Raw genomic sequence first — 22,556 nt, 5'->3', positions numbered from 1 at the left:
CAACTCAATTTAAATAGTTTTTTAGCGTACATTCTATGAAAAAGATTCTTTTTTACTGTCAAAATTTGTTGGGTATGGGACACCTAGTGCGTACCGCAGAATTAATCCGAGAATTGTCAAAAACCTTTCAGGTTTGTCTGGTTGATGGGGGGCAGAGGGTTCCAGGATTCAAAATTCCTCAGGGAATAGAGGTCATTCAACTTCCTACCCTTCAGGTAGAAGTGTCTGACTCCTCAGTTAGCAAAAAACTTTGCGTCGTCGGCAGTTCGATGAATCTAGAAGAAGTGAAAGCATTCCGTGCAAAAGCCCTCATTCAAATCTTCGATCGGTTTCGACCGGACTGCCTGATTACTGAAGGCTACCCCTTTAGCAAACACAAAGCACTGGCCTTCGAAATGATCCCTTTCCTGGAATACGTGAAGGCTACCGATTCCCCTCCGAAAGTGATTTGCAGTTTGAGAGACATTATTATGGTCAAAGAATTTGCCGATCGCGATTTTGAAGAGCGGCGGAGATGCCAATTCACAAATCAGTATTACGACGGCATTCTCATGCACTCCGATCCTTCCATTCACCGCTTGGAAAATAATATTTCCAGAGTCAGCGATTTAACTTGCCCCGTCTACTACACGGGCTACGTGGTGCAATCTGAGCCTGAAGGGGTGGAAATCGATCGAGAAGATATCTCACTCCTGAACGATCCCAAGCCGACGATCGTCGTCAGTGTTGGGGGAGGCAAGTTGGGTCGCGATTTATTAGAAAGTACAATTCAAGCGGCTGCCTTGTTGAAGGACAAAATTCCCCATAAAATTGTCGCATTTACAGGGCCGTTAATGGAAGAGGCGCAGTACGAACAACTGCACGCACTGGCAGAAAAACAATCCAATTTTGTCTTGCGCCGCTTTACGCCGAATTTAATCTCCTATTTGAACAAGGCCGATCTATCCATCAGTTTGGGTGGGTATAACACCACGATGAATATCCTGAAGACGGGCGTTCGCGCCCTGATTTATCCCTCGAATAAGGACCGAGAGCAGGCGATTAGAGCGGAGCAACTCGAACGTCTCAATCTATTGAAGATTCTCTACCCTCACGATCTGAGTCCAGAACAACTGACCCAAGCCATCACGATCTATCTGAGTCAAGCGCCGATTCCCCGGCAGAAAAACCAACTCCAGCTCAATGGAGCGCAAGAAGCCTCTAGGATTTTGCAAACTATACTCCAGCCTACTCTGGTGGCTGCATAGCGAAAGGAGGCGATCGAGATGAAAAAGATTCTTTTCTACTGCCAGTATCATTTGGGTATGGGACATTTGGTTCGCAGCGTTGAAATTATGCGCGACCTCGCCCGCGAGTTTCAGATTTGCTTTGTGAAAGGGGGGACGACAGTTGATGGTTTGTCCTTGCCTGAAAATATCGAAGTCGTTACCCTCCCGACCCTTTTATCTGAGAACCGTCAGGTAAAGGTGGCCGACCCATCTCAAGATTTAGAAACGATAAAACAGCAAAGAACTGCTTTACTCTTGCAGGTCTTCGAGCGATTTCAGCCTGATTGTCTGACGATCGAAGGATATCCTTTCAAAAAATATCAATTTGAATTTGAGGCCATTCCCCTCCTAGAGAGGGTTAGAGTTTCCCAAAGACCTGTGAAGGTAGTGTGTAGCTTGCGGGATGTCGTCATGGCACAGCCCTACCTCGATCGTAACGAAGCGATTTCAAAAACCTGTCAGCGTCTCAATCAGTATTTCGATCTGTTGTTGGTCCACTCCGATCCTCAATTTCATCGATTGGAAGAAAGTTTTCCAGCGATTGCAGATATTCATTGCCCGATTCAATATACAGGGTTTGTCGCGCAATCCCTGCTTGAGGAGGCGATGTGGACAGAACAAGACGTTACGGATTTCTCGCGAGAACAGCCGATGATTTTGGTAAGCGTCGGTGGGGGACAGCTCGGTCATGACTTGCTCGAAGCAGTCATTGCCGCTAGCCCAATCCTAAAGCAACGCCTTCCCCAACATCACCTTCAGGTCTTTACAGGACCCTTTATGCTCTCAGAAAAATTTCTAACCTTACAGCAGGCCGCATCGGGAGCGTCAAACCTAACGCTGCGCCAGTTTACCCCAAACCTGCTTGCCTACATGCAGAAAGCCAGCCTTTCCATCAGCTTGGGAGGCTATAACACGACCATGAATATTCTTCGGACTGGGGTAAACGCGATGATTCTCCCGTCCAGCAAAGATTGGGAACAAACCGTGAGAACTGAAAAATTGCAGAAAATGGGGATTTTAAGGCTATTACAGCCTGAAGATCGCCTGCCCGAACGGCTGGCTGACCGGATAGTTCGGGCCCTCGAAGCACCGTGCAGTATACCGCCCTTCACATCCTTTGACCTGCAAGGTGCCGAGAAAACGACGGCTCTCTTGAAAACATTGATGGAGCAGCCCGTCGCTGCGGCATAGAGTTTGGAGGACGAAGCGAAATCGTCCTCTGCCATCCAACCTAAGAAATAACTATGAGGACTACGAAAATGACAACAATTCTACCCCAAGAAACCCGATCGACTGCAGCAACCTCAGAGCAACCGATGGTCACCATTGTCGTGGTACCGCGGGAACGCTTCAGCTACTCAAAACAATCTTTGGAGAGCATCTACGCCGAGACAGATTATCCCTTCGAACTCGTGTATGTGGATGGTGGCTCTTCTCCAGAACTAAAAGCCTATCTGGAAGCTCAATCCCGTGAGAAGCAATTTAAGCTCATTCGGACGGAGTCTTACCTTTCCCCCAACCGCGCCCGCAATATCGGTATTCAAGCTGCGAAGGGCAAATATATCGTATTTGTAGATAACGACGTACTGGTCCAGCGAGGATGGCTGCAAAAGTTGGTTGACTGCGCCGAAGAAACCGGGGCTACTGTTGTTGGCACTTTAACCTGTATTGACAAACCGCTCCATGAAGTGGTTCACAATGGTGGCGGTACGACCTACATCGAAGTTCGCACAGAAGGTAACAAGACCGGTCGATACGCGGTACAAAAAAGTTACCTGGAAGGAAAGCGCGTCTCGAAAATTCCAGAACAACTGTCCCGCGTGCAGTGTGATTTTGTCGAGTTTCATACCGCGCTGGTGCGCAAGTCCTTCTTTGATGACCATGGGTTGTTAGATGAAGGATTGCTGAGCACGCGAGAGCATATCGATCTTTGCTTGAGTGCCGCAAAAGTAGGCGGTACCGTCTACTGCGAACGCCAAAGTATCGTCACGTACATGACGGGTGCCGAGTTTGATTGGTATGACTATACCTACTTCAGCCTTCGGTGGAGCGACGCCTGGGATTTGGCAAGCTTCGACCACTTCCGCAAAAAGTGGAATTTAGAAGAAGATTGGTACTTCGAGCGTCGCTACAATCGCTTGGGTCGTCGTCGCTACCGCGCCCTAATGCGTCCTATTATTAGCCGCTTTCCACTGAAGGAGAAGCGCAATGACTTTGCGGATTGGTTGCAGTTCATCGAACGTCCGATCAACAACTTCATTAGCGATCGCTACGCCCGCAAGCACGAGTATGCCAAACACAGTCTGGGTCTGCGGCGATCGCAGCGCTTGAAGAACGGCATGAAATTCGAGAAACCCGAAAACACTGTAGATTCCTCAACAATGGAATCGGCATCCAACTAGATCGAACCCAAAACAGTGCCCATCATTGTCATGATGGGCGCTCCCCCAATTATTCTTACGGTTTATAAGCACGAGCCATGAATTATAAAGCTGAGAAAGCACTAGAGGGTATTATCCCTGGAGTTTGGCGAATGCTCGTCAAATTCTGGCCCCAAATCCGCAAGCGGAAGCTGCTGCTCAGCGGTTCGTTATTAGCATTGCTGCTGGAAACGGTTTTGGGATTGCTAGAACCCTGGCCCCTCAAATTTATATTTGACGGTGTGTTGCTCTCGCGGACCGATGGCATTCCCGCTCCGATTCAGGATTGGTCCCCCCTTTGGCTTCTTTCGCTGCTGGCTTTTGCAACGATCGCGATCGCCGCACTGCGAAGCGTGACGTCCTACTTAAGTACCTACGGCATGGCCCTCGCGGCAATTCAGGTTATTTCGGAAGTGCGGAGCAATTTGTACAGCCACATTCAGCGTCTGTCCCTGTCCTTCCACCAGCAATTCAAGAGCGGAGACTTGATCGCGCGGGTTACCTACGATATCGAGCGCCTCCGCTTGGTGACCATTAAAACAGCACTGCCGTTCCTCGCCAATGTTGTCACCATCGCTGGAATGATGGGCGTGATGTTCTGGCTCAATTGGGAGCTGGCGCTGATGTCCATGACCATTTTTCCACTCTTTACGGTTACGACGACCAAGATTGTCAGCCGCATCCGCAAAGTAACCCGAAAGCATCGTCGGACAGAGGGACTCATTGCAGATACCGCCAGTGAAACCATTGGAGCCATCAAAGTGGTCCAAGCGCTCTCCTTGCACGACATGTTGGAGCAAAATTTTCTGCACCAGAATACTCAAAGTCTGGATGAAGGAGCGCGATCGCTCAAGCTAGCGAGTTTTTTGGAAGGACTTGTCAAAGTCTTGATGGCTTTGGTTTTAGCATTAGTGATCTGGCGCAGCTCTCAACTCGTATTGCAGAAGTTACTGACACCGGGAGATGTTCTTATTTTCGTGAACTACCTCAAAACGGCTTTTGAACCCATGCGCCAGATTACGAAACAAATCGGCCAGATTGCTAAGGCTACGGCATCTGGGGAACGGGTGATCGATATTCTGGACTACGAACCTAACGTCAGAGATCTTCCAGGGGCAAAGCAAGCGCATCCTTTCTCTGGTTCTGTTTGTTTTGAGCGCGTTTCCTTCGGGTACGATCCGAGCCGTCGCATCCTGAAAGGATTGGATTTGCAAGTTGAGCCGGGGCAACAGATTGCCCTCGTGGGGCCATCGGGGAGTGGAAAATCTACCCTAGTGAGTTTAATCTTGCGACTCTACGATCCGACGGAAGGGCGCATTCTGATCGATGGTAAAGATATTCGCAGCTATAAATTAGAGTCGCTGCGGCAGCAGATTAGCGTCGTGATGCAAGACAGCGTGCTGTTTGCTGTGAGTATCCGGGAGAATATTACGTACGGTCGTCTGGGCGCGTCCGACCGAGAAGTCGAGCGTGCGGCGCGACTCGCCAACGCCCACGATTTTATTATGGATTTACCCTTGGGGTATGACACTATTTTGAGCGAACGGGGCGGTAGCTTGTCCGGGGGACAACGTCAGCGCATCGCGATCGCGCGGGCTGCCATCCGCCATTCTCCCATCGTCATTCTCGACGAACCCACCACGGGATTAGACAGCGAGAGCGAATATGCAGTGAACGAAGCGCTGAAGCGTCTGACGCGAGGGAGTACGACCTTCTTGATTTCTCATAATCTTCGTGCGGTCGAGCAAGCCGATCGGATTTTGTATGTCGAACAGGGCAATATTCTGGAGCGAGGCACCCATCGAGAGTTGATGCAGCAATCCGGACGCTACGCGGCGCTCTATCGCTTACAAAATGAGTCAAATGGATACAAAGGAGTGGAATATGTCTTGGATGTTTGAGAAGCCTTCTTCTGGTGAAATACGAGCGATCTTGGTGCGCCACGGGGAAAGTACCTTTAACGCTCAGGGAAGGCATCAGGGCAGTAGCGACGAATCAGTTTTGACTGAATTGGGCAAATCGACCGCGCGGCAGACGGGAAAGTTCTTGAGCGGGTTGACCGTTGATGCCCTGTATGTGAGTTCTCTGCGACGGGCGCAAGAGACAGCGAGTGAAATGCTGTCGATGATGACCCCTACGGTCGGCCTGCAAAACGTTCACGTCGTTTGGCAGCTACGCGAGATCGATCTACCCGCTTGGCAAGGACTTTACCATAAAGATGTGCGGGCACAGTTTGCAGAAGATTATCGCTGCTGGAAACAATCTCCCCATCAATTTTTTATGGAAGATCCCCATACCAACCAGCGCTTCTATCCCGTGCGCGACCTGTACGGGAGAGCGCAACAATTTTGGCAGGAGATATTACCTCATCACCTAGGCCAAACATTATTGATAGTAAGCCATTCGGGCACCAATCGGGCTTTAATTAATACCGCGCTGAACCTTACGCCCGCTTACTATCATTCGTTCAAACAATCTAATTGCGGGATTAGCGTTCTGAAATTTTTCCAAAAAGATATTTTTTCGACTCAGTTGGAAATTTTAAATTTGACAGAACATCTAGAAGCGCAATCTCTAACACCAAAAGTATAAAATCTCGAACACTTACAGGAGCCATCATGTTATATCGTGAATTTGGAACTACGGGCTGGAACGTTTCGACGATTGGAATGGGCACCTGGAATATCGGCAATCAGTGGGGTGAAATTGAGGAGAGTACAGCACTCGAAACCGTGCGCAGCGCCTTCGATCGCGGTGTCAACTTGTTTGATACTGCCGAGGCCTATGGCATCCCCCAAGGACTATCGGAAGAGCGACTGGGAAAGGCGCTCAAGGGAATCCGCGATCGCGTCCACATCGTTACCAAAATTGGGAGCTGGGGGCGACGCACGGGAGAAGGACTGCCCAAGAATACAGACACAGTGCGCCTTTGTTTGCAGGCTTCCCTTTTTCGCTTGCAGACTGACTGGGCGGATGCAGTCCTCTGTCACGAAGGAGATATTGAAGACCCTGATATTTACCTGGAAGCCTTCGAACAGCTCAAAGCTCAAGGGTACCTGCGCGCCTATGGAATTTCTACCAATGATTTTGAAGTCTTGAAGCGCTTCAATGCCAACAACACCTGTCGCATTGTGGAATGCGATTACTCCCTCTTAAATCGCAAAGCAGAAAAGCAAATGCTCCCTTACTGTATGGAAAACGGCATTGCGGTACTGGTGCGCGGTCCTTTGGGACAAGGGTTGCTATCGGGTAAGTATGGCGCTGATACGGTCTTCACGGATACGATTCGCGCTAAGTGGCATAAAAATGAAGCGAAACAGTCAAAATTTAAGCGAGATATCGAAGCGGTTACAGCCCTTCAAGGTTCCTTAATGCCGGGTGAGGAAATGGCTGCCACTGCATTGCGCTACGTTATTTCTCACCCAGCGCTGCCCGTGGCGATTCCTGGTGCGAAGTCACCGCAACAGGCCGCGATGAATGCGCGAGCCGGCGATCGCCTTCTGTCTTCCGAAGAGCGAGAAATGCTCCTCCAACGCATGTATCCTACGGTCGCGGCTTGAAGCGTGCGAATCACTGACATTCTGGCTGCCAAGAGGCTTTGGCTTCCCGGAGGATGGCGATCGCTGCCTCAAAGTCGTCTACGCAAGTGGGGATCTGCGTATCGACCAGATCGGCCATGGGCGGATCGGTTTTCAGCATGTAGATCTGGCTCCACTTCACCAGATCCGCCCACATCGGCCCGATCGCGATCAGGGGCGTGTCTTGCAATCGCCGTACTTGGAGTAACTGCCAAATCATCAGCGCCTCCAGAGTCGTTCCGATGCCTCCAGGGACCACGACAAATGCATCGGATTGCAAAACAAAGTGATGCAGTCGGGAAAAAAAAGTTCGGTGTCGGTAGACTTGTTCCACAAATGGATTTGCATGTTGCTCGAAGCCCAGGTCTACTCGAATACCGACAGACTGAGTGCGATCGCCCGGATCCGCGCGGACGCTTCCTTCATTGGCCGCTTGCATCAGTCCCGGACCGCCTCCCGTGATAATATCGCAGCCCATAGCCGTCAGTTCGCCAGCCAGCCAGCGGACATCGCGATAGATGGGACTGTCGGGCTGCATGCGGGCCGAACCGAAAATTGTGACGCGGTAGCGCTCTCGCCTGGCAGGCCGAATGGTTGCCAAAGCATTGACCACCTCCCACAATCCCAAGACAGACTCCTGAACGATGCTAAAAGCTTCAGCGCTATCGGTAATGCAAACATTGTCGGATTGGCGTTGCGGTTCCAGATCTTTCTGCTCCAATGGATCTGGAGGTTCAATCGGTTCGTCCATGGGCAGTATCGATCGGCATTCACGCTAGATTCCAGATCCACTGTATGGCAAACGGTGCTAAGAATCAGCAAATAGGATAGGAATGTCTAAAAAAGTTAAGTTCGTGGACCGATGCCGACACTATGCTTCGATAGGCCGTTCGAGAGTGTAAATATCGGGCAATTGTCGGTATTGTTCTCCAAAGTCAATGCCATAGCCCACGATGAATCGATCGGGAATGGTAATGCCGCAATAATCGATCGTCACTGGAACTTTGCGGCGATCTGGTTTGTCCAGCAAGGTACACAGTTTTAGGCTCTGGGGAGAATAGCTGCCCAGCACTTGAAATGCTTTTGCGACGGACAATCCCGTATCTACGATGTCTTCGACAAGAATGACATCCTGTCCGGCGATCGCCTCGGCAGGTACGTCCAACTGCATCGATACCGTGCCAGAGCTAACCGTACCGGAGCCGTAGCTCGACAATTTAATCAGTTCTACTCGTTTAATGGGAGTCTGCATTGCTCGAATCAGATCTGCCAGGAAAATAAACGACCCTTTCAGGACGCCAACGACGACCGGAGGGCGATCGCCATAGTCCCGATCGATGTCTCGGGCGAGTCGTTTCACGGTTTCTGCGATCGTCTGCTGGGAAATCAGCGGCACCAATCGATCTGTCATTGCGAGCATTTCCCTCCATCACCGAACTAGACTGTGTTGCATCTATAAACCCATCGCGCAATCAAACCACTGCTGCCATAAATCGATCGAGTTCGTTCAATCGAGACTGCTTTTCATGGGGAGGGAGAAAAGATGCAGAAAAAGAATTTCTTGCCAGCCGATAAATATCTTGATGGCTGAGGTGCAGGGCGGATTGAATGGCTTCGTAGTTCTCTGCAATGTAACCGCCGAAGTAGGACGGATCGTCGGAGTTGACCGTGACGCACAGGCCCAATTCGAGCAGATGCTTTAAATTGTGTTGTTGCATCGAATTGAATACGCACAGCTTGATGTTGGATAGGGGGCAAACCGTCAGTGGGATCTGCTGCTGCGCTAGATAATCTACCAATTCGGGATCGTCCGTACACCTTACCCCATGGTCAATACGGGCGACGCCCAGCGATCGAATGGCTTCCCAGATATATGCCGCTGGACCTTCCTCTCCAGCATGCGCGACGGTCAGAAATCCCTCGTCGCGAGCGCGGTCGAACACCTTTTGAAATTTGCTGGGAGGATGCCCTAATTCCGAGGAATCGAGTCCAACTGCAAGAATCGTAGACTTAAAGGGCAGCGATCGCTCCAGGGTTGCCATTGCCGATTTGGCACTTAAGTGTCGCAGAAAACAAAGAATCAAGTATGAGGTTATACCCCACTTTTGTTTTGCATCTTGCAGCGCGCGGTATAGACCGGCATGGACGACCTCAAATGGTATGCCGCGTTCGGTGTGAGATTGGGGATCGAAAAAAATCTCGGCGTGACGCACGTTCTGCTGGACGCAGCGTTGCAGGTACGCCCAAGTGAGATCGTAGAAATCCTGCTCTGTTCGCAGTACCGCCGTTCCAGCGTAATAAAGGTCTAGAAAAGATTGAAGATTTTGGAATTGGTAGGCAGCGCGAACCGCTTCCACGGAGGGATAAGGAAGAGAAACGTTGTTCCGTTGAGCTAGAGCAAACATCAGCTCTGGCTCCAGCGAACCCTCGATGTGAATGTGCAGTTCGGCCTTGGGAATATCGCGAATAAATGCGTTCATTGAAGTAAACCTGCCAAGATGAACTTATAAAGTGTAACAATCCGCTAGATATATGGGCTAAGGGACATATTTGCTTCACAAGGTATGTTAATCATCTTCTTTTGGTTCGAGAGATTCAAACAATTGCTGGTTTTGAACTCTGAAGTCTGATTTTTATCAGTCGATCGAGAAGATTTATATTACTTAAAAAAGTATCTTCCTAAAGAATGAAATTTAAATAATCATTTAGAGCTAGTCTAAAAACGTGTGTTTATCTCGCCGGAAGTATTCATCTATTTGCGAATATTGCTATTGTAACCGAGTAATATATTAAAAAGGTAGCTATGACTACTCAAGAATCCAGTCAAGAAAATTTAGCCGTAAATTCTGGTGGAAAACAGACACCAATCGATCCAGAGCAAAGAAAGGTTTTGGACGATACCAAGTCCGATGCTAAACCGAGTGCGAAGGCCGAAGCAAATCCCGGATCTGGTTTCATTGCTGCAAAAGACGAACCAACTCAGGAAGAAGAGCAGGCGGTATAAAACAAGTATTGTGTGAGTTTTACATACCATCAGACCTGTAACTGTAGCGTTCAAAAAACAACTATGAAAGACCAAAGTACGAGTTTAGACGAGCAAAACGTAGATTACGATGCTGAATTGCTGAAAGAAGCGATCGCGGAAGACGAAGAAAAAACGCCTTCAACGAACGTCCAAAAAGACTACGAGCAATCAAAAGCATTTAGCACGCCATCGCAAGAACGCGATCCCGAGGAAATCTCGCCCTCTTTGGGCAGTTCGTTCAATCCTGAAAATAAGCAGTCCGAAAGTTCTGCTGAAGGGAATCCAGAGAATTTTCGAGCGATGGCTCAAGAAGTCAATCCCCAAGCTGATGAGTAAAATTATTTTGAAGCTCGATAACAGATACTTCATATTGGCGGTGTTAGCTTAAAAGGATATTTTTTAGATATCTGTGCTTTGCTTCTCTTCTTCAAGAAAAGCTGGATCGCGTATCTGTTATGCGCTCGAAAAGACAAAACTTTAGATCGTTTACCATGAGTGAATAGCAATGAAAAAGCTTATATCTTTTTTGAAGTCGCGCCGCTTTTACAAGCTTGTTGTAAGCAGTTTTGCGATTCTGTTCGTGCTTGTCAATACTGCTTGCAGTCAGCCTAGTACCCTAGCAAAAGCAGGCACTCCATCAAAAAGCTCCTCAGTAACAGGTGGTGTGGATGAAGCAAAGGTTGAGGCCGCTACCACACCCAAAGTCTCTTCTCCCTATCGAAAAGATAAAGAAAATACGCCTGAGGGCCAAATAACCGAGCTCTATCGACCCATCCAACCTGCTACGCAAGGGATGAACACCTACAGCGATATCGATCCCAGGCAAGATACCACTAAAGCGTCTCAACAAGCCAAAAAAGTACTCCAAAATTCAGCCCGCCAGCCAGCCGCAGGGATTGGCGAATCTGTAGATAGAGTCAAACAAGAATTAAAAGATGAACCTATTGGCGAACGAATGGAAAAACTTTCCAAGCGTGTTGGCGAGTCAGCTCAAAGTACAGCGGAAGGAGTCTCAGCGGAAGCGCGAAAAGGTCTGAGAAATATTGACAAAAATTCTAAAAACTTTGGTGAAGATGTCAAGTCCACAGCAAAGGATATGTCCAGGAACGTTCAAAGGATGGCTGACAATGCTGGTACCACTGTAAAAGAAACTACGGATGTAGTCACTGGCAAGTCCTAGTACGCTGTTTTGAGAAAGTTCGAACTCAGAAAAGATAGGGTCTTTATGGTTTGTGGAGATAGAATATACTGTATTCAATACTGGATCGAACCGCAAATTTAGACCCAGCGTGTTTTCCCCCGCCTGCTTGCAGCGGGGTTCTTGATTTATGGCTTGGTTTGTGGGGCGATCGCTAGCTAACGTTCGGTAAAAATTTAAAACAGTATTGCCAATTGCCTTGCTAAGGCTCAAACGATTGGGAATGCTAAGGAGATCGAGCTTGAGAGACCACTCGTTTTGGTTTTATTATATTGCGTTTTTTGGAATCATTTTGTTGCGATATCTTTTAGTTGCGGGTGGAACCTATTGCTTTTTTTATGCATCAGCCTGGATGCCTTTCACGGCTCGAGATTTGCGAAATCGTCTGCCCTCCTGGCTCTCCATTTGGCACGACATTAAATTATCTATTCTTTCCTCTGGAATTTTTGCGATCGCCGCAGCATTAATCGTGTCGGGATGCAATGAGGGTATCACGCGCTTGTATGGCGACGTTCGACAGTACGGTTTGTGGTATTTGGGGGTCAGTTACGGCACCGTGCTGGTTTTGCAAGATGCTTATTTTTATTTTACGCATCGCTTGTTTCACCATCCATTGCTATTTCGCTGGTTGCATCAAGGACACCATCGATCGCGCTATCCCACTCCCTGGACGTCCTTTGCCTTCGATCCGTTGGAGGCCATCGTTCAATCGCTCTTTCTCCTCGGGATTGTCTTTATCGTTCCGCTCCATCTAGTCACTTTGATTGCAGTTCTAACGACCATGACGGTATGGGCGGTAGTGGACCATCTTGCGGTCGATCGGTTGCCGCTTTCGTTTCCTCACCATTGGTTGGGTAAATGGTGTATCGGCCCTGCCCATCATTCCACGCACCATGTCAAGTACACCGTGCATTACGGTTTGTATTTTACGTTTTGGGATAAGCTACTGGGTACCCAAGATCTAGGCTATGAGAAGAAAATTGCAAGGCGATCGTGAGCCATGAGTTTCTGCTGAGGCGATCGCCGCACGTTGAAAACGATTTTATTGTACCTTGATAACTGCGATCTCTCTATGCTTCGATCCAAGTATCAAATATCATGAAGAGTGTTGTTAAGCTAGCGTGGGCGATTGCCAATCTTGGTTTTATTAAGCGAAAGTGAATGCTTTTTCAGTATTAATTTTTTCAGCTATTTCTACTAAAAAATTGCTAATGGCCTGCGCGTCACCGGACGGCATTAATCTTTGCATTATAACTAATCGCGTATACCTCCGTTCCGCGTGCATGCGCGTGCTATGCGGCTGTTGGTGTTTTAGGCTTCAGGGTTAATGATGTTGATTTGCTCCACCTGCTCCACCACTTCTTCATACATTTCTCGGCTGACAGATAAACGAGCGAGCCAACTATCAAAGTATTGGACACTGCGTTCCGAAACCTTTTGATAAGCGGGCCGCTCATGCTTAAGATACATATATTTCATAAAGTCTTTCTTGTTCTGGATTTTATCAGCAACAAGCATTCTATGAACTTTATCAAGCGGGCCGATTTCGATGTCTTCGGGATTTTTCACTTTGTTTTTGATTGTATAACTGTTAGCAACACGCCGATATTTCATTCCCAATATTATGGCTCTCGGAGAAATAATCGTTAGTTCAAATGAGTCATCAGAAAACAATTGAGATAGCAATTTGTCGCTTTGAAAGATTGGATGAAGGCAATATGCTTCTATCAATTCTTCATCCGTGCCGTATATGTGATGAAGAATGAAAGCGCCTTCAATAATATGATTCATGTAGCTCACGCCACTTCGTTGAGCAACTCTGCCTTTATACTTTTGCTGAATCAGCTTGTAAAAAGGTTTGTCCGGCATTTGAGAAATAAAGTCATGTTTCATGGAATCAATTCTATATAATAGAACGCTGAAACTGCGTTTTTTCAACTTACGTGCATGACCTGGCAGCGCTCAGCCGCATAACTATTCATTATATAGACAAGGACTGATAATTCCGAGATTGGAGTATTATCCAGATGCCGTCCGTATAACTCCGAGATTAAGGTGTTATCCGGGTCGATCCGTATAATTCCGATCTGGAAGCATTATCCGACGATTGACCGCAATTTGGAAGGAGGGTTGGGAATCTTGAAATTTAGAAGGCTTTGCCTCATCAACATTTGAAGACTTTCCCATCCATGTCTGAATCTTCCAAACTGTTTGACCGTATCCACGAGACCTTCCGCCTCAATCACCTCAGTCCAAAAACCGAAAAGTCCTATCTTCACTCCATTAAAGACTACTTACGCGATCGCCAGATGGGATCGCCCCGCGAAGTAGGAGTCGAAGAAATTCGCCAGTACCTTTCTCATCTGGCCGTAGAAAAACACCTCGCCACATCCACCTAAAATATTGCCCTTGGTGTTTGAACAGTAACAAAAGCAGGAAAAGTAAGATTCCTAATGCTTCAGCGTTTCGGAAGCGCTAACGATCGCCCGCTACTGCTCGTAGACCGGGGTTAAGTTCATTGCCAAAGCCCTCTCATCCTCATTCAGATTTTGCCCAGTGCGGGTCATACAAGAGAGACCGATCTAAGTCTTTCAGAACCCATCAATGTTAACTTACAGTCAGTTCAAGACAAAGGACTGCTATGAGCTACGAGTTTCCGCCGGGGTTTGAATGGGGGGTAGCCACCGCCGCCTACCAAATTGAAGGGGCGATCGCCGCTGGCGGACGCAAGCCGAGCGTTTGGGATACGTTCAGCGCCTTGCCGGGACGGATTTTGCAGGGCGCGACCGGGGCGATCGCCTGTGACCACTACCATCGCTATGCCGAAGACGTGAAGTGGATGGCCGAGCTGGGTATCAAACACTACCGCTTCAGCCTTGCTTGGTCTCGGATAATCCCAGACGGTCGCGGAAGCGTCAACGAAACGGGAATAGACTTTTACCGCCGCCTTTTAGATTGCTTGCAACACTATGGCATTACCCCCCACGCCACGCTATTTCACTGGGATAGCCCTCAAGCGCTAGAAGAGCTCTACGGCTCTTGGCAAAGCCGCGACATGGCCCAGGATTTTGCCGACTATGCCACTGCCGTCGTGAGTCGATTGGGCGATCGCATTACGTCCTGGATGACGATCAACGAAATTGTTTGCTTTACCCATATCGGCTACGACGTGAATCGGATTCCCGTCCACGCTCCCGGTACTTCCGTGGCGAGCCTCAAACAGGTTTGGCAAACCTCCCACCATGCTTTACTGGCCCACGGATTGGCCTGTCAGGCAATCCGCGCCGCTTCTCCCGGCCCCTGTTCCGTCGCCCTGGTGGATAACTTCGTGCCCACTGTCCCTCTGACCGAATCTGCCGCCGATATTGCTGCCGCCCGTCAAGCCTTTCACCTTCACGGCACCAATGGTGGTATTTTGGAACCCGCCCTGACTGGAGCTTACAGTCCCGCCCTTCTCGCGCAGTTGGGAGAGAACGCCCCCGAGATCCGAGATGGCGACTTAGCGATCGTCCACCAACCCCTCGACTGGATCGGGTTCAATAGCTATTTCGGCACCTATGCGCGCGCTGCTGAAACGCCTGCGGGCTACGAAGTGTTGCCCTTTCCACAAGGATATCCGCAATTGAATATGCCGTGGTTGCATTTCGTTCCCGATTGTCTTTATTGGGGTATCCGTCATCTTAGCGAAACCTTAAATCGCCCAGACCTGCCCGTGCGCGTTACGGAAAATGGTTGCGCGGGGCAAGACAGTTTGACGGAGGCAGGCGAAGTTCTAGATAGCGATCGCATTTTGTTTCTGCGCCAGTATCTAAGATCGGCCCATCGCGCCATTCAAGAAGGCTATCCCCTGCAAGGATATTTTGCCTGGACCCTAATGGATAACTTTGAATGGGCCTATGGCTGCGATCGTCGATTTGGATTGCTTTACACTGACTACGAAACTCAGCGCCGCATCCCCAAAGCCAGTTTTCACTGGTATCGAGAATGCATCCGTCAAAACCGCGTGGTGTAACTGGCGCAGGCGTTGCACCATTTGAGTCGTACCTTTTACAGCTTGACCTTGGTTTCTTCGATCGCCGTGACTAACTTGTAGACGCCCTCTTCAAAAAGCTGCGTCGTTCGGACTCGATGTTCGGCTTTGCTATCGGTTAGGGCAATGAGCTCGTTATAGTAGGTTTTGCAATTTTGTAAGGTGCGACTGCCGCGATACACGATTAAGTCGTCCGTGACCGCCCAGGCTATTCCTGAAAACGCCGATGCCTTCTCGCCGCCGAGGGTGTACACCTCGTCGGTGAGCGGGAAGACTAACTTTCCCTCGATAAAATGACCGAAGTACTGGGAGGTGACTTCCTGGGGCGTGCCGATACGGACGGTATTGGTCTGAACGTACTGCGCCTTCTCGACTTCAATTTTGACGCGAACCAGATGTTCGTCTACCAAGGTTCCGTCCTTGAGCACCCGCCTAGCCGTTCCTTCCCAGGTGCCGCAGTTATATAAAAAGGCAAGCGGCACCTGGAATTCATCGTAACTTACACTAGGAATTGCTAATTCTCCCGTTTCGAGGGTCGGAAAGGGCAGAATACCGGGTTTTAATTCAGTCATCGCATCAATGTCCTCGGTAGAATATTATTCCTATCAGGCGGCCTGTTTGTGACTGCGACCGATTTTGCGGCTAATTTCGCGGCTCGTGCGCTGGTATTCGTGGACGATGGGCATCCGCTCTGCCTGAAAGGCTGCCAGCATCGCTTCGAGGTCAGAACTGGCAGCCAGATGTCGCGACAAGGCGAGGGCATCTTCAAACCCCGAGGTCATCCCCCTTGCCCGTGAGGGACTTTTAGCATGGGCTGCATCGCCGATCAGGAGAATTCGCCCGTTATAGAGTTGCGGTAAGGGATCGATATCGTAGGAATAACGACTCACGATCGCCTGTGGGGGTGTCGCCTCGATAATGGCACGCGCGTCGTCGGGTAACTTTGCCAGTTCCTGAGGAGGAATAGTGTTGTCGTGGGGCAGCAGCGCCCCTTGCTCGTCATCAAGCTGATGCTTTTCGATGAAGAATCCCCAGTGGGTGCGTCCGTTGCCAATATCGAAGAAGTTGGCATAAATGCCCCGCCCGCGAGCGTAGACGAGGAATGTGCCTTCCGGGCAAAAAATGCGATCCTCGACGACCCCTCTCCAGACCAGATCTCCCAAATAGCAAAGGTTCACGCCTGACACTACAAAATTGCGCACCTTAGAGACGATGCCATCTGCCCCAATCAACAGATCTCCTTCCCATACTCGGCCATCCTTGAAACGGGCTGCAACGCCGCCAGCGTGCTGCGTCACCGATTCGAGTTCTGCGCCGTAGTGCAGGGAGTCTGGCGGCACCGTATCGAGGATTGCTTCTAGAATGGGCTTACGGTGGACCAGCATTCCGGGCAGTTCGTCATCTGCATAACTGACTGGTTCCGAGCTAAAGGGAGTGCCCTTGAGATTGCGGAATTCAAAGAGTTTGACCGGAGAACCCGCGCTCATGATGGCTTTGCAAATTTCGGGATTGCCTTGATGAAGTGCTTCCATGCCCGCTTGCACCAGGAGGATGCCGCAGCCGTCCGTACGAGGATAGGGTGCTTTCTCAAACAGGTCGGCCTGAATTCCTTGTTGGGCTAGCAAACTCGCCAAGTAAACCCCCGTCGTTCCAGCTCCGATAATACCGATTCGGCAGTTTGATGCAACCATCTGCTCGACCTCCTGTCTAAGCTGGAATGAATGGGACGCTAACAAAATCAAGTCTACGAATTTTTGTCGATCGGGGTTGCCGCTGCTGCATCAACGGTTACCTTAACGCGATTGCAGGGAACGAGGGAACCTAAGTCCCATTCTACCGATATCGCTCTCAGCTAGAGCAGGAGGTTCGATCGTGCGCGCCATGCTTTTCGAACGGCCCGGACTGCCGTTAAAACTCGCCGACCTGCCCGTCCCTTCCCCCGGTCCTGGGGAAGTTCTGCTTCGCGTGCGGGTTTGCGGGGTCTGCCGTACCGATCTGCACATTGTGGATGGAGAACTAGCCCATCCCAAAGTGCCTTTGGTGTTGGGGCATCAGATTGTCGGGATTGTGGCGGCTGCGGGCGAAGGTGCCGAACAATTTTCGGTGGGCGATCGCGTCGGGGTGCCGTGGCTGGGGCAGACTTGCCATCATTGCCGCTATTGCCTGGCAGATCGAGAAAATCTCTGCGATAACGCTCGCTTTACCGGATACCAGCTCGATGGCGGTTATGCCGAGTACGCGGTTGCTAGCGCGCGCTTCTGCTTCCCAATCCCGATGGGCTATTCAGATGTGGAGGCCGCTCCGCTCCTTTGCGCGGGGTTAATTGGCTATCGCGCGCTCAAAATGACTGAGGCTGCCACGCGCATCGGATTGTATGGCTTTGGCGCATCGGCCCATATTTTGATTCAGTTGGCGCGCCACCAAGGCAGACAAGTGTTCGTGTTCACGCGACCGGGCGATCGTGCGGGACAAGACTTTGCCCGCGAATTAGGTGCGGCGTGGGTTGGCAGTTCTAGCGAACTTCCGCCTGAAGCTTTGGATGCCGCGATTATTTTTGCGCCCGTGGGTTTGCTGGTCCCACTGGCGCTGAAGGCCGTTGCCAAGGCAGGAATCGTCGTTTGCGCGGGAATCCACATGAGCGATATTCCGTCATTTCCTTACGAAATTCTTTGGGAGGAGCGCGTCCTGCGCTCTGTCGCCAATCTGACTCGTCTAGATGGAGAAGAATTTCTAAATCTAGCGGCACAATGTCCCATTGCCACCAGAACCAACCCGTTTCCCTTAGAAGCCGCCAACGAAGCCCTAGAAGCGTTGCGTCACGGACAGATCGAAGGTGCGGCGGTTTTGGTTGTGGATCGAGCAACGTTCGGTTAGCGAGCGTCCTTGTTCCGCGTCAGCGCTCGTTTGTGCGGAGATTGCCAGCGCAACGGGTTGCATCGCTCGACGCGGTTTGTAAAGCTTAAAAGTAAATTGGGCCAGCGAATTTGTCTGGCGCTCAGTTGCTTGATTCTGAACTCGTCCTTCTTCCTTTAGACGCGCTTATCTCAACCTAAAGACCCATGCTCTGGTAACTTCACAGCTCTAGCATAGAAGAACGAAAATCATTTTGTACCATAGCAAAATTGATTTAGATCTGACAATTTTTAGGTGCAAAAATCATGTTTTTTCACAAAAAAGAACTCATTCAAGACGTTAATATCAAAGAAGCAAATCCTCAATACGCTCAACTGTTGTTAGAGCAATTTGGCGGTGCTACCGGGGAACTGTCTGCAGCTTTACAATATTGGGTGCAGTCCTTCCACGTTGAGAATGCAGGCATACGCGACATGTTGCAAGACATTGCGATCGAAGAGTTCAGTCATCTCGAGATGGTGGGCAAACTGATCGAGGGTCATACTAAAAATGTCGACCAAACAGATGCGTTCAAAAGTTCGCTGTTTGCCGTGCGAGGGATGGGACCTCACTTTCTAGATAGCCAGGGGAGCGCTTGGTCTGCAACCTATCTGAACGAAGGTGGTGATGTGGTTCGCGACCTGAGGGCAAACATTGCTGCAGAAGCTGGAGCCCGTCAAACTTACGAAGCGCTCATCAAACTAGCGACAGATGAAGGGACGAAAAAAACCTTGGTTCATCTATTAACGCGGGAAATCTCTCACACGAAAATGTTCATGAAAGCACTAGACTCGTTGGGTAAATTGGACGAGCCGTTTTTTGGCAACATCCAACCCGATGAAACTGTCGATCTTTACTTTAATCTGTCATCTAATGGAGACCAAGACGAGCGCGGACCTTGGAATTCTGACGAAAACTTTGAGTACGTTGCGGATCCCGCTAAGAGTGCTAAAACCTAAGATCGATCCATAGCTGAATTGAAGCCAGCGTCTCTGTAAATGAGATGAGCCGACCGGGCTTTGAAAGCTGACCTCGGTCTAGGCAAAACGATCGTAGACCTACATTTCTGAAGTGTGGCTGGCGATCGTTTTGCTTTGCATCATAAATGAAGGGCGCTTGTAACTTGTGCCCTTCTCATGTCTGCGATCTGACGGTCGGGTTTTCTGCTATGACGACTGGCTGGTGGCCTTTTGCGAGTTCGCGTTGGCGGAAGATGCGCAACGGAATCTCTTGACGATCCTGGGGTTCGCCCCAAAATTGCTCTAGCGTCGGCCCATTCTTTACCCGGCGATCGCAAAAGAAAAAATTCCACCATTCGCGTACTAAGACCCGCCTTCCCATGCGGGTGAACCACAGCATTCCATGACGAGCAGCGCGATCGGGTTGGAGAAACGATCGCCACAATGCCTTCGGTCGAGCCTGTAAAACAATTTCGATAAATTTCACCCAAAGAAAAATACGCCAGGGTGACATGTGGCGCGCCTCGAGTACTTGATGCCTTGATGGTGCAGAAAAGTCATGAAGACCTTACCAGCAGGCAATATTCAAATCTGTCAAAGGTGACAGAGAGGGGCATTCAATGTGATGCTTAAGTTCCCAAACTCAGAGCAATCCTATGTCAACCCCTCAACTCTATCGTCAACTGCAAACTCAACTGAGTCAATGGGTCACACCCAAAGATAAACGTCACCTTACTGTGTTTGCTGAAAACATCGCTGCAATCCTCCAAGCCCAAAGTGGCAGCTTAAGCCATTGGCTGACTTATTTGAGTCATCGTCGTTGTAAAGCCCGCTCTCACATGGAACGACTGAGCTACTTCGTTCATAATCCCAAGATCACCTCAGAAACATTCTATGTTCCATTACTGCTTCAATTTCTTCAAGCGTGGGCGGGCATGGCGACGACATTGACCCTGGATACAAGCATGCTGTGGGATGAGTATTGCCTGATATAGCCCTACGAGAGCATGTTAAGACGTTTGTAAATAGCCCGCTTTGAGCAGTAAGGATTTGATTAAGCAGTGCGTCCTAAGCAAAATCCGTAGTGCTATAGAGGTCTGTCTGACCTGGGGAGGGCGCTCTTTCCCTTTGGCTCAAAAGGTGCTCAAGCATGGCAGTGCTACGGTCGCTTTTGCGGACTATTGCTCAGTGCTGGATGTGGCTGAGACGGTCTTACCCGCTGATTGTCAAATCACACTATTGGCTGACCGAGGCTTTGAGCATGGTGAGTTAATTCGTTGGCTACGGAGCCATCAATGGTCTTGGGCAATTCGCGCTAAATCCGATTTGAAGGTCACGTTGTCTAATGCTCAAACCGAGTCGGTTGCTGACCTGCTGCCAGAGCCTGAACAAGCTTTTCTATTTTCTGATGTCACGATTCTTGAAGATATCCACTGTCATTTGGCGACCGCTCGATTATCCATCGCCCAGGAGGCTTGGGCTGTGATTACAGATAAATCGCCTTCTGTGCAAACCTTCGCGCTATATGGTCAACGTTTTGGTGGCATTGAACCCCATTTCAAGGATTACAAGTCTGCCGCCTTTGAACTGCCTCGTTCTAAACTCAGAGATGCCCATGCTTTAAGCCGACTGCTGATGTTACTGGCGGCTGCGACCATTATTGCCATTTGCGTTGCCATTGAAACGATCGCTCAAGGCGCACTAAAGTCCATTGATTGGCATGCTCACAGGGGATTGAGTTTTCTGCAAATCGGGCTAAGACGGATTAATCAGTTGTGCTATCAAAGATTACCGCTGCCACCCTTGAGATATTTGCCACGATGTAATCCACCACCTGCTTATGCCTCTCTCAAGAAGCGAGATGCGATGAACACTCGCATTGAGTTTGCCAAGGTGACTGTCTTCTAAAGCTTTCAGCTCCTTTGAGTTTTCTGCACCACTAAGACTTGATGCTTGTAGTCCCATTTCCGCCGATCCAGTTGGATGACGCGCCGCTCGGAAGCCATGCGATAGTATCCCGTCCATCGATGAGGCGTGACATACAACGACATAATCTGATCTGGATCGTACCAGAGTAACTGCCGCAGAGAGCGGATAAAGTCTCGATCTCTCACTTCCTCAAAGTCAGTCACCCAAGTCGCTAGCGAGAGAATACCATGCTCTCGCAATAAGCGGATAGCCTCGCGATCGGTGCTAGCTGTACTTCCTTTGCGAATCTTCAGGAGCGTTGTCTCGTCGGTATTTTCCATTCCCATGAGAAACCGTTCGACGCCAGCTTTGCGGTACAGGTGCAGAATATCAGCATCGCGGACAATATCATCGGCACGAGTCGATCCGATGATTGAAATCTGGATATTCTCAGCAATAATCGCTTCGCACAGCTCGCGCCAGATCGCTTTATTCACAGTCGGATTTTCGTCGGCTAGATCGATCAGTTCCACCCCATGAGTGCGATGGAGCCAAGCAATCTCTTGAGCAAACTTTTGCGGGTTACGATGTCGCCAACGCGCCCAGAAACCGCGCTGACCGCAGTAATTGCACGAGTGCGGGCATCCGCGAGAGAACTGCATGACAACGGCCCGTTTGCCGCCATAGTAGCTATAGCGTTTTAGGTCGATCAGTTCCCAGCCGACGCGATAAGCGTCGAGATCTTCAATCGCGAGAGCCGGAGGTGTTTCGACAATCCGATCGTCATGGTGGAATGCGATACCCTCGACACTGGCAAGGTCGTTGCCGCGATCGATAGCAGCAATCAGTTTTGGGACAGTCGCTTCGCCTTCCCCGCGAACGATTACATCGATTTGCGGCTCGTGAGAGAGGATATCACGGAAATGATAGGTTGGGAAAACGCCACCATAGACTATGCTAGTGCCGGGTAACGCCTGGCGGAAGCGGCGGGTGAGTTTGACGACAATTGGGTGCGCGGACGTCGAGCCTGAATGCCCGATCAGGAGAACCTGCGGGCGGTGCATTACGACTCGGCGAACGATCTCGCTTTGCGAAAGCGGGCCGAGTTCGGCGTCGAGTAGCGTAACATCGTGTCCGGCGTCGAGCAGCGATCCGCCTACGCATAGAAGCCCCAACGGCGGTAGTTGTTCGCGCGGAATACGGCTTCCTATTGCCGGGTGTGGTGGGTTTAGAATGAGGATGTTCATGCCGCTCTGCTTTGCCAATACTTATCGTTGT

At 49.9% G+C, this 22,556-nt stretch carries 21 protein-coding genes and 2 pseudogenes; 15 read left to right on the top strand and 8 right to left on the bottom strand.

Going from position 1 to position 22,556, the window contains the following annotated elements; genetic code table 11:
• Positions 1 to 35: 35 nt before the first annotated feature.
• The 6 genes from R6H26_RS12180 (at position 36) to R6H26_RS12155 (ending at position 7,248) form a co-directional block, all read left to right on the top strand.
• On the top strand, positions 36 to 1,247 hold the full coding sequence (locus R6H26_RS12180; protein WP_404790654.1) for a glycosyltransferase family protein: 1,212 nt from the start codon (positions 36 to 38) through the stop codon (positions 1,245 to 1,247).
• A gap of 18 nt (positions 1,248 to 1,265) precedes the next feature.
• Positions 1,266 to 2,459, top strand: a complete 1,194-nt coding sequence (locus tag R6H26_RS12175; RefSeq protein WP_404790653.1) for a glycosyltransferase family protein — start codon at positions 1,266 to 1,268, stop codon at positions 2,457 to 2,459.
• A gap of 68 nt (positions 2,460 to 2,527) precedes the next feature.
• A complete protein-coding gene (locus R6H26_RS12170; protein ID WP_404790652.1) occupies positions 2,528 to 3,670 on the top strand; it encodes a glycosyltransferase family 2 protein in 1,143 nt (380 codons plus the stop codon).
• A gap of 77 nt (positions 3,671 to 3,747) precedes the next feature.
• Positions 3,748 to 5,589, top strand: coding sequence for an ABC transporter ATP-binding protein (locus R6H26_RS12165; protein WP_404790651.1), 1,842 nt, complete (start codon positions 3,748 to 3,750; stop codon positions 5,587 to 5,589).
• Positions 5,573 to 6,280: a histidine phosphatase family protein gene (locus R6H26_RS12160; RefSeq protein ID WP_404790650.1), complete on the top strand. Its 708-nt coding sequence runs from the start codon at positions 5,573 to 5,575 to the stop codon at positions 6,278 to 6,280. Before R6H26_RS12165 ends, R6H26_RS12160 begins: the two co-directional genes overlap by 17 nt.
• Before the next feature lie 26 nt (positions 6,281 to 6,306).
• A complete protein-coding gene (locus R6H26_RS12155) occupies positions 6,307 to 7,248 on the top strand; it encodes an aldo/keto reductase (RefSeq protein ID WP_404790649.1) in 942 nt (313 codons plus the stop codon).
• Between the two features lie 10 nt (positions 7,249 to 7,258).
• On the opposite strand, the gene R6H26_RS12150 is transcribed toward R6H26_RS12155, so the two are convergent.
• The 3 genes from R6H26_RS12150 to R6H26_RS12140 all read right to left on the bottom strand — a co-directional run bounded on the left by R6H26_RS12150 (position 7,259) and on the right by R6H26_RS12140 (position 9,746).
• Positions 7,259 to 8,017 (bottom strand): LOG family protein, encoded by a 759-nt coding sequence (locus R6H26_RS12150; RefSeq protein ID WP_404790648.1) that lies wholly within the window; start codon positions 8,015 to 8,017, stop codon positions 7,259 to 7,261.
• A gap of 120 nt (positions 8,018 to 8,137) precedes the next feature.
• The gene (gene hpt / locus R6H26_RS12145) at positions 8,138 to 8,677 is read right to left on the bottom strand and encodes a hypoxanthine phosphoribosyltransferase (protein ID WP_404790647.1); all 540 of its coding nucleotides are present in this window, start codon (positions 8,675 to 8,677) and stop codon (positions 8,138 to 8,140) included.
• Positions 8,678 to 8,738: 61 nt separating this feature from the next.
• Entirely contained in the window at positions 8,739 to 9,746 is a 1,008-nt protein-coding gene (locus tag R6H26_RS12140) for an adenosine deaminase (protein ID WP_404790646.1), read from the bottom strand.
• 323 nt (positions 9,747 to 10,069) lie between these two features.
• Between R6H26_RS12140 and R6H26_RS12135 the strand changes: the two genes are divergently transcribed.
• The 4 genes from R6H26_RS12135 (at position 10,070) to R6H26_RS12120 (ending at position 12,486) form a co-directional block, all read left to right on the top strand.
• The gene (locus R6H26_RS12135; RefSeq protein ID WP_404790645.1) at positions 10,070 to 10,270 is read left to right on the top strand and encodes a hypothetical protein; all 201 of its coding nucleotides are present in this window, start codon (positions 10,070 to 10,072) and stop codon (positions 10,268 to 10,270) included.
• Between the two features lie 63 nt (positions 10,271 to 10,333).
• On the top strand, positions 10,334 to 10,627 hold the full coding sequence (locus R6H26_RS12130; RefSeq protein ID WP_404790644.1) for a hypothetical protein: 294 nt from the start codon (positions 10,334 to 10,336) through the stop codon (positions 10,625 to 10,627).
• Between the two features lie 169 nt (positions 10,628 to 10,796).
• The gene (locus R6H26_RS12125) at positions 10,797 to 11,471 is read left to right on the top strand and encodes a hypothetical protein (RefSeq protein WP_404790643.1); all 675 of its coding nucleotides are present in this window, start codon (positions 10,797 to 10,799) and stop codon (positions 11,469 to 11,471) included.
• Between the two features lie 370 nt (positions 11,472 to 11,841).
• On the top strand, positions 11,842 to 12,486 hold the full coding sequence (locus tag R6H26_RS12120; protein ID WP_404790642.1) for a sterol desaturase family protein: 645 nt from the start codon (positions 11,842 to 11,844) through the stop codon (positions 12,484 to 12,486).
• 314 nt (positions 12,487 to 12,800) lie between these two features.
• Here R6H26_RS12120 and R6H26_RS12115 read toward each other — a convergent pair whose 3' ends face one another.
• Entirely contained in the window at positions 12,801 to 13,382 is a 582-nt protein-coding gene (locus tag R6H26_RS12115; RefSeq protein WP_404790641.1) for a hypothetical protein, read from the bottom strand.
• A gap of 296 nt (positions 13,383 to 13,678) precedes the next feature.
• Here R6H26_RS12115 and R6H26_RS12110 point away from each other — a divergent pair, with 296 nt between their 5' ends.
• Both R6H26_RS12110 and R6H26_RS12105 read left to right on the top strand, forming a co-directional pair.
• On the top strand, positions 13,679 to 13,888 hold the full coding sequence (locus tag R6H26_RS12110) for a site-specific integrase (protein ID WP_404790640.1): 210 nt from the start codon (positions 13,679 to 13,681) through the stop codon (positions 13,886 to 13,888).
• A 242-nt stretch (positions 13,889 to 14,130) separates the two neighbouring features.
• On the top strand, positions 14,131 to 15,501 hold the full coding sequence (locus tag R6H26_RS12105) for a GH1 family beta-glucosidase (RefSeq protein WP_404790639.1): 1,371 nt from the start codon (positions 14,131 to 14,133) through the stop codon (positions 15,499 to 15,501).
• 35 nt (positions 15,502 to 15,536) lie between these two features.
• On the opposite strand, the gene R6H26_RS12100 is transcribed toward R6H26_RS12105, so the two are convergent.
• On the bottom strand, positions 15,537 to 16,091 hold the full coding sequence (locus R6H26_RS12100) for a hypothetical protein (RefSeq protein ID WP_404790638.1): 555 nt from the start codon (positions 16,089 to 16,091) through the stop codon (positions 15,537 to 15,539).
• A 33-nt stretch (positions 16,092 to 16,124) separates the two neighbouring features.
• Positions 16,125 to 17,210 (bottom strand): FAD-dependent oxidoreductase, encoded by a 1,086-nt coding sequence (locus tag R6H26_RS12095; protein ID WP_404790637.1) that lies wholly within the window; start codon positions 17,208 to 17,210, stop codon positions 16,125 to 16,127.
• A 190-nt stretch (positions 17,211 to 17,400) separates the two neighbouring features.
• Between R6H26_RS12095 and R6H26_RS12090 the strand changes: the two genes are divergently transcribed.
• On the top strand, positions 17,401 to 18,393 hold the full coding sequence (locus tag R6H26_RS12090; RefSeq protein ID WP_404791305.1) for a zinc-dependent alcohol dehydrogenase family protein: 993 nt from the start codon (positions 17,401 to 17,403) through the stop codon (positions 18,391 to 18,393).
• A 284-nt stretch (positions 18,394 to 18,677) separates the two neighbouring features.
• Positions 18,678 to 19,370, top strand: a complete 693-nt coding sequence (locus R6H26_RS12085; RefSeq protein ID WP_404790636.1) for a manganese catalase family protein — start codon at positions 18,678 to 18,680, stop codon at positions 19,368 to 19,370.
• A gap of 244 nt (positions 19,371 to 19,614) precedes the next feature.
• Here R6H26_RS12085 and R6H26_RS12080 read toward each other — a convergent pair.
• A pseudogene (locus R6H26_RS12080) lies at positions 19,615 to 19,911 on the bottom strand (magnesium-protoporphyrin IX monomethyl ester cyclase); the annotation flags it as partial.
• Positions 19,912 to 20,026: 115 nt separating this feature from the next.
• Between R6H26_RS12080 and R6H26_RS12075 the strand changes: the two are divergent.
• Positions 20,027 to 21,278 (top strand): annotated as a pseudogene (locus R6H26_RS12075) (transposase).
• A gap of 5 nt (positions 21,279 to 21,283) precedes the next feature.
• Here R6H26_RS12075 and bchE read toward each other — a convergent pair.
• Positions 21,284 to 22,525 carry a magnesium-protoporphyrin IX monomethyl ester anaerobic oxidative cyclase gene (gene bchE / locus R6H26_RS12070; RefSeq protein WP_404790635.1) on the bottom strand — a complete coding sequence of 414 codons (1,242 nt, stop codon included), beginning with the start codon at positions 22,523 to 22,525 and terminating at the stop codon, positions 21,284 to 21,286.
• Between the last annotated feature and the right edge of the window lie 31 nt (positions 22,526 to 22,556).

Origin of the sequence: Altericista sp. CCNU0014 (assembly GCF_044923475.1) — a bacterium.
Classification (GTDB): Bacteria; Cyanobacteriota; Cyanobacteriia; order Thermosynechococcales; family Thermosynechococcaceae; genus JAAURS01.
The sequence above is the reverse complement of the archived record's forward strand: the minus strand, read 5'-3'. Positions and strand labels throughout refer to the sequence as shown.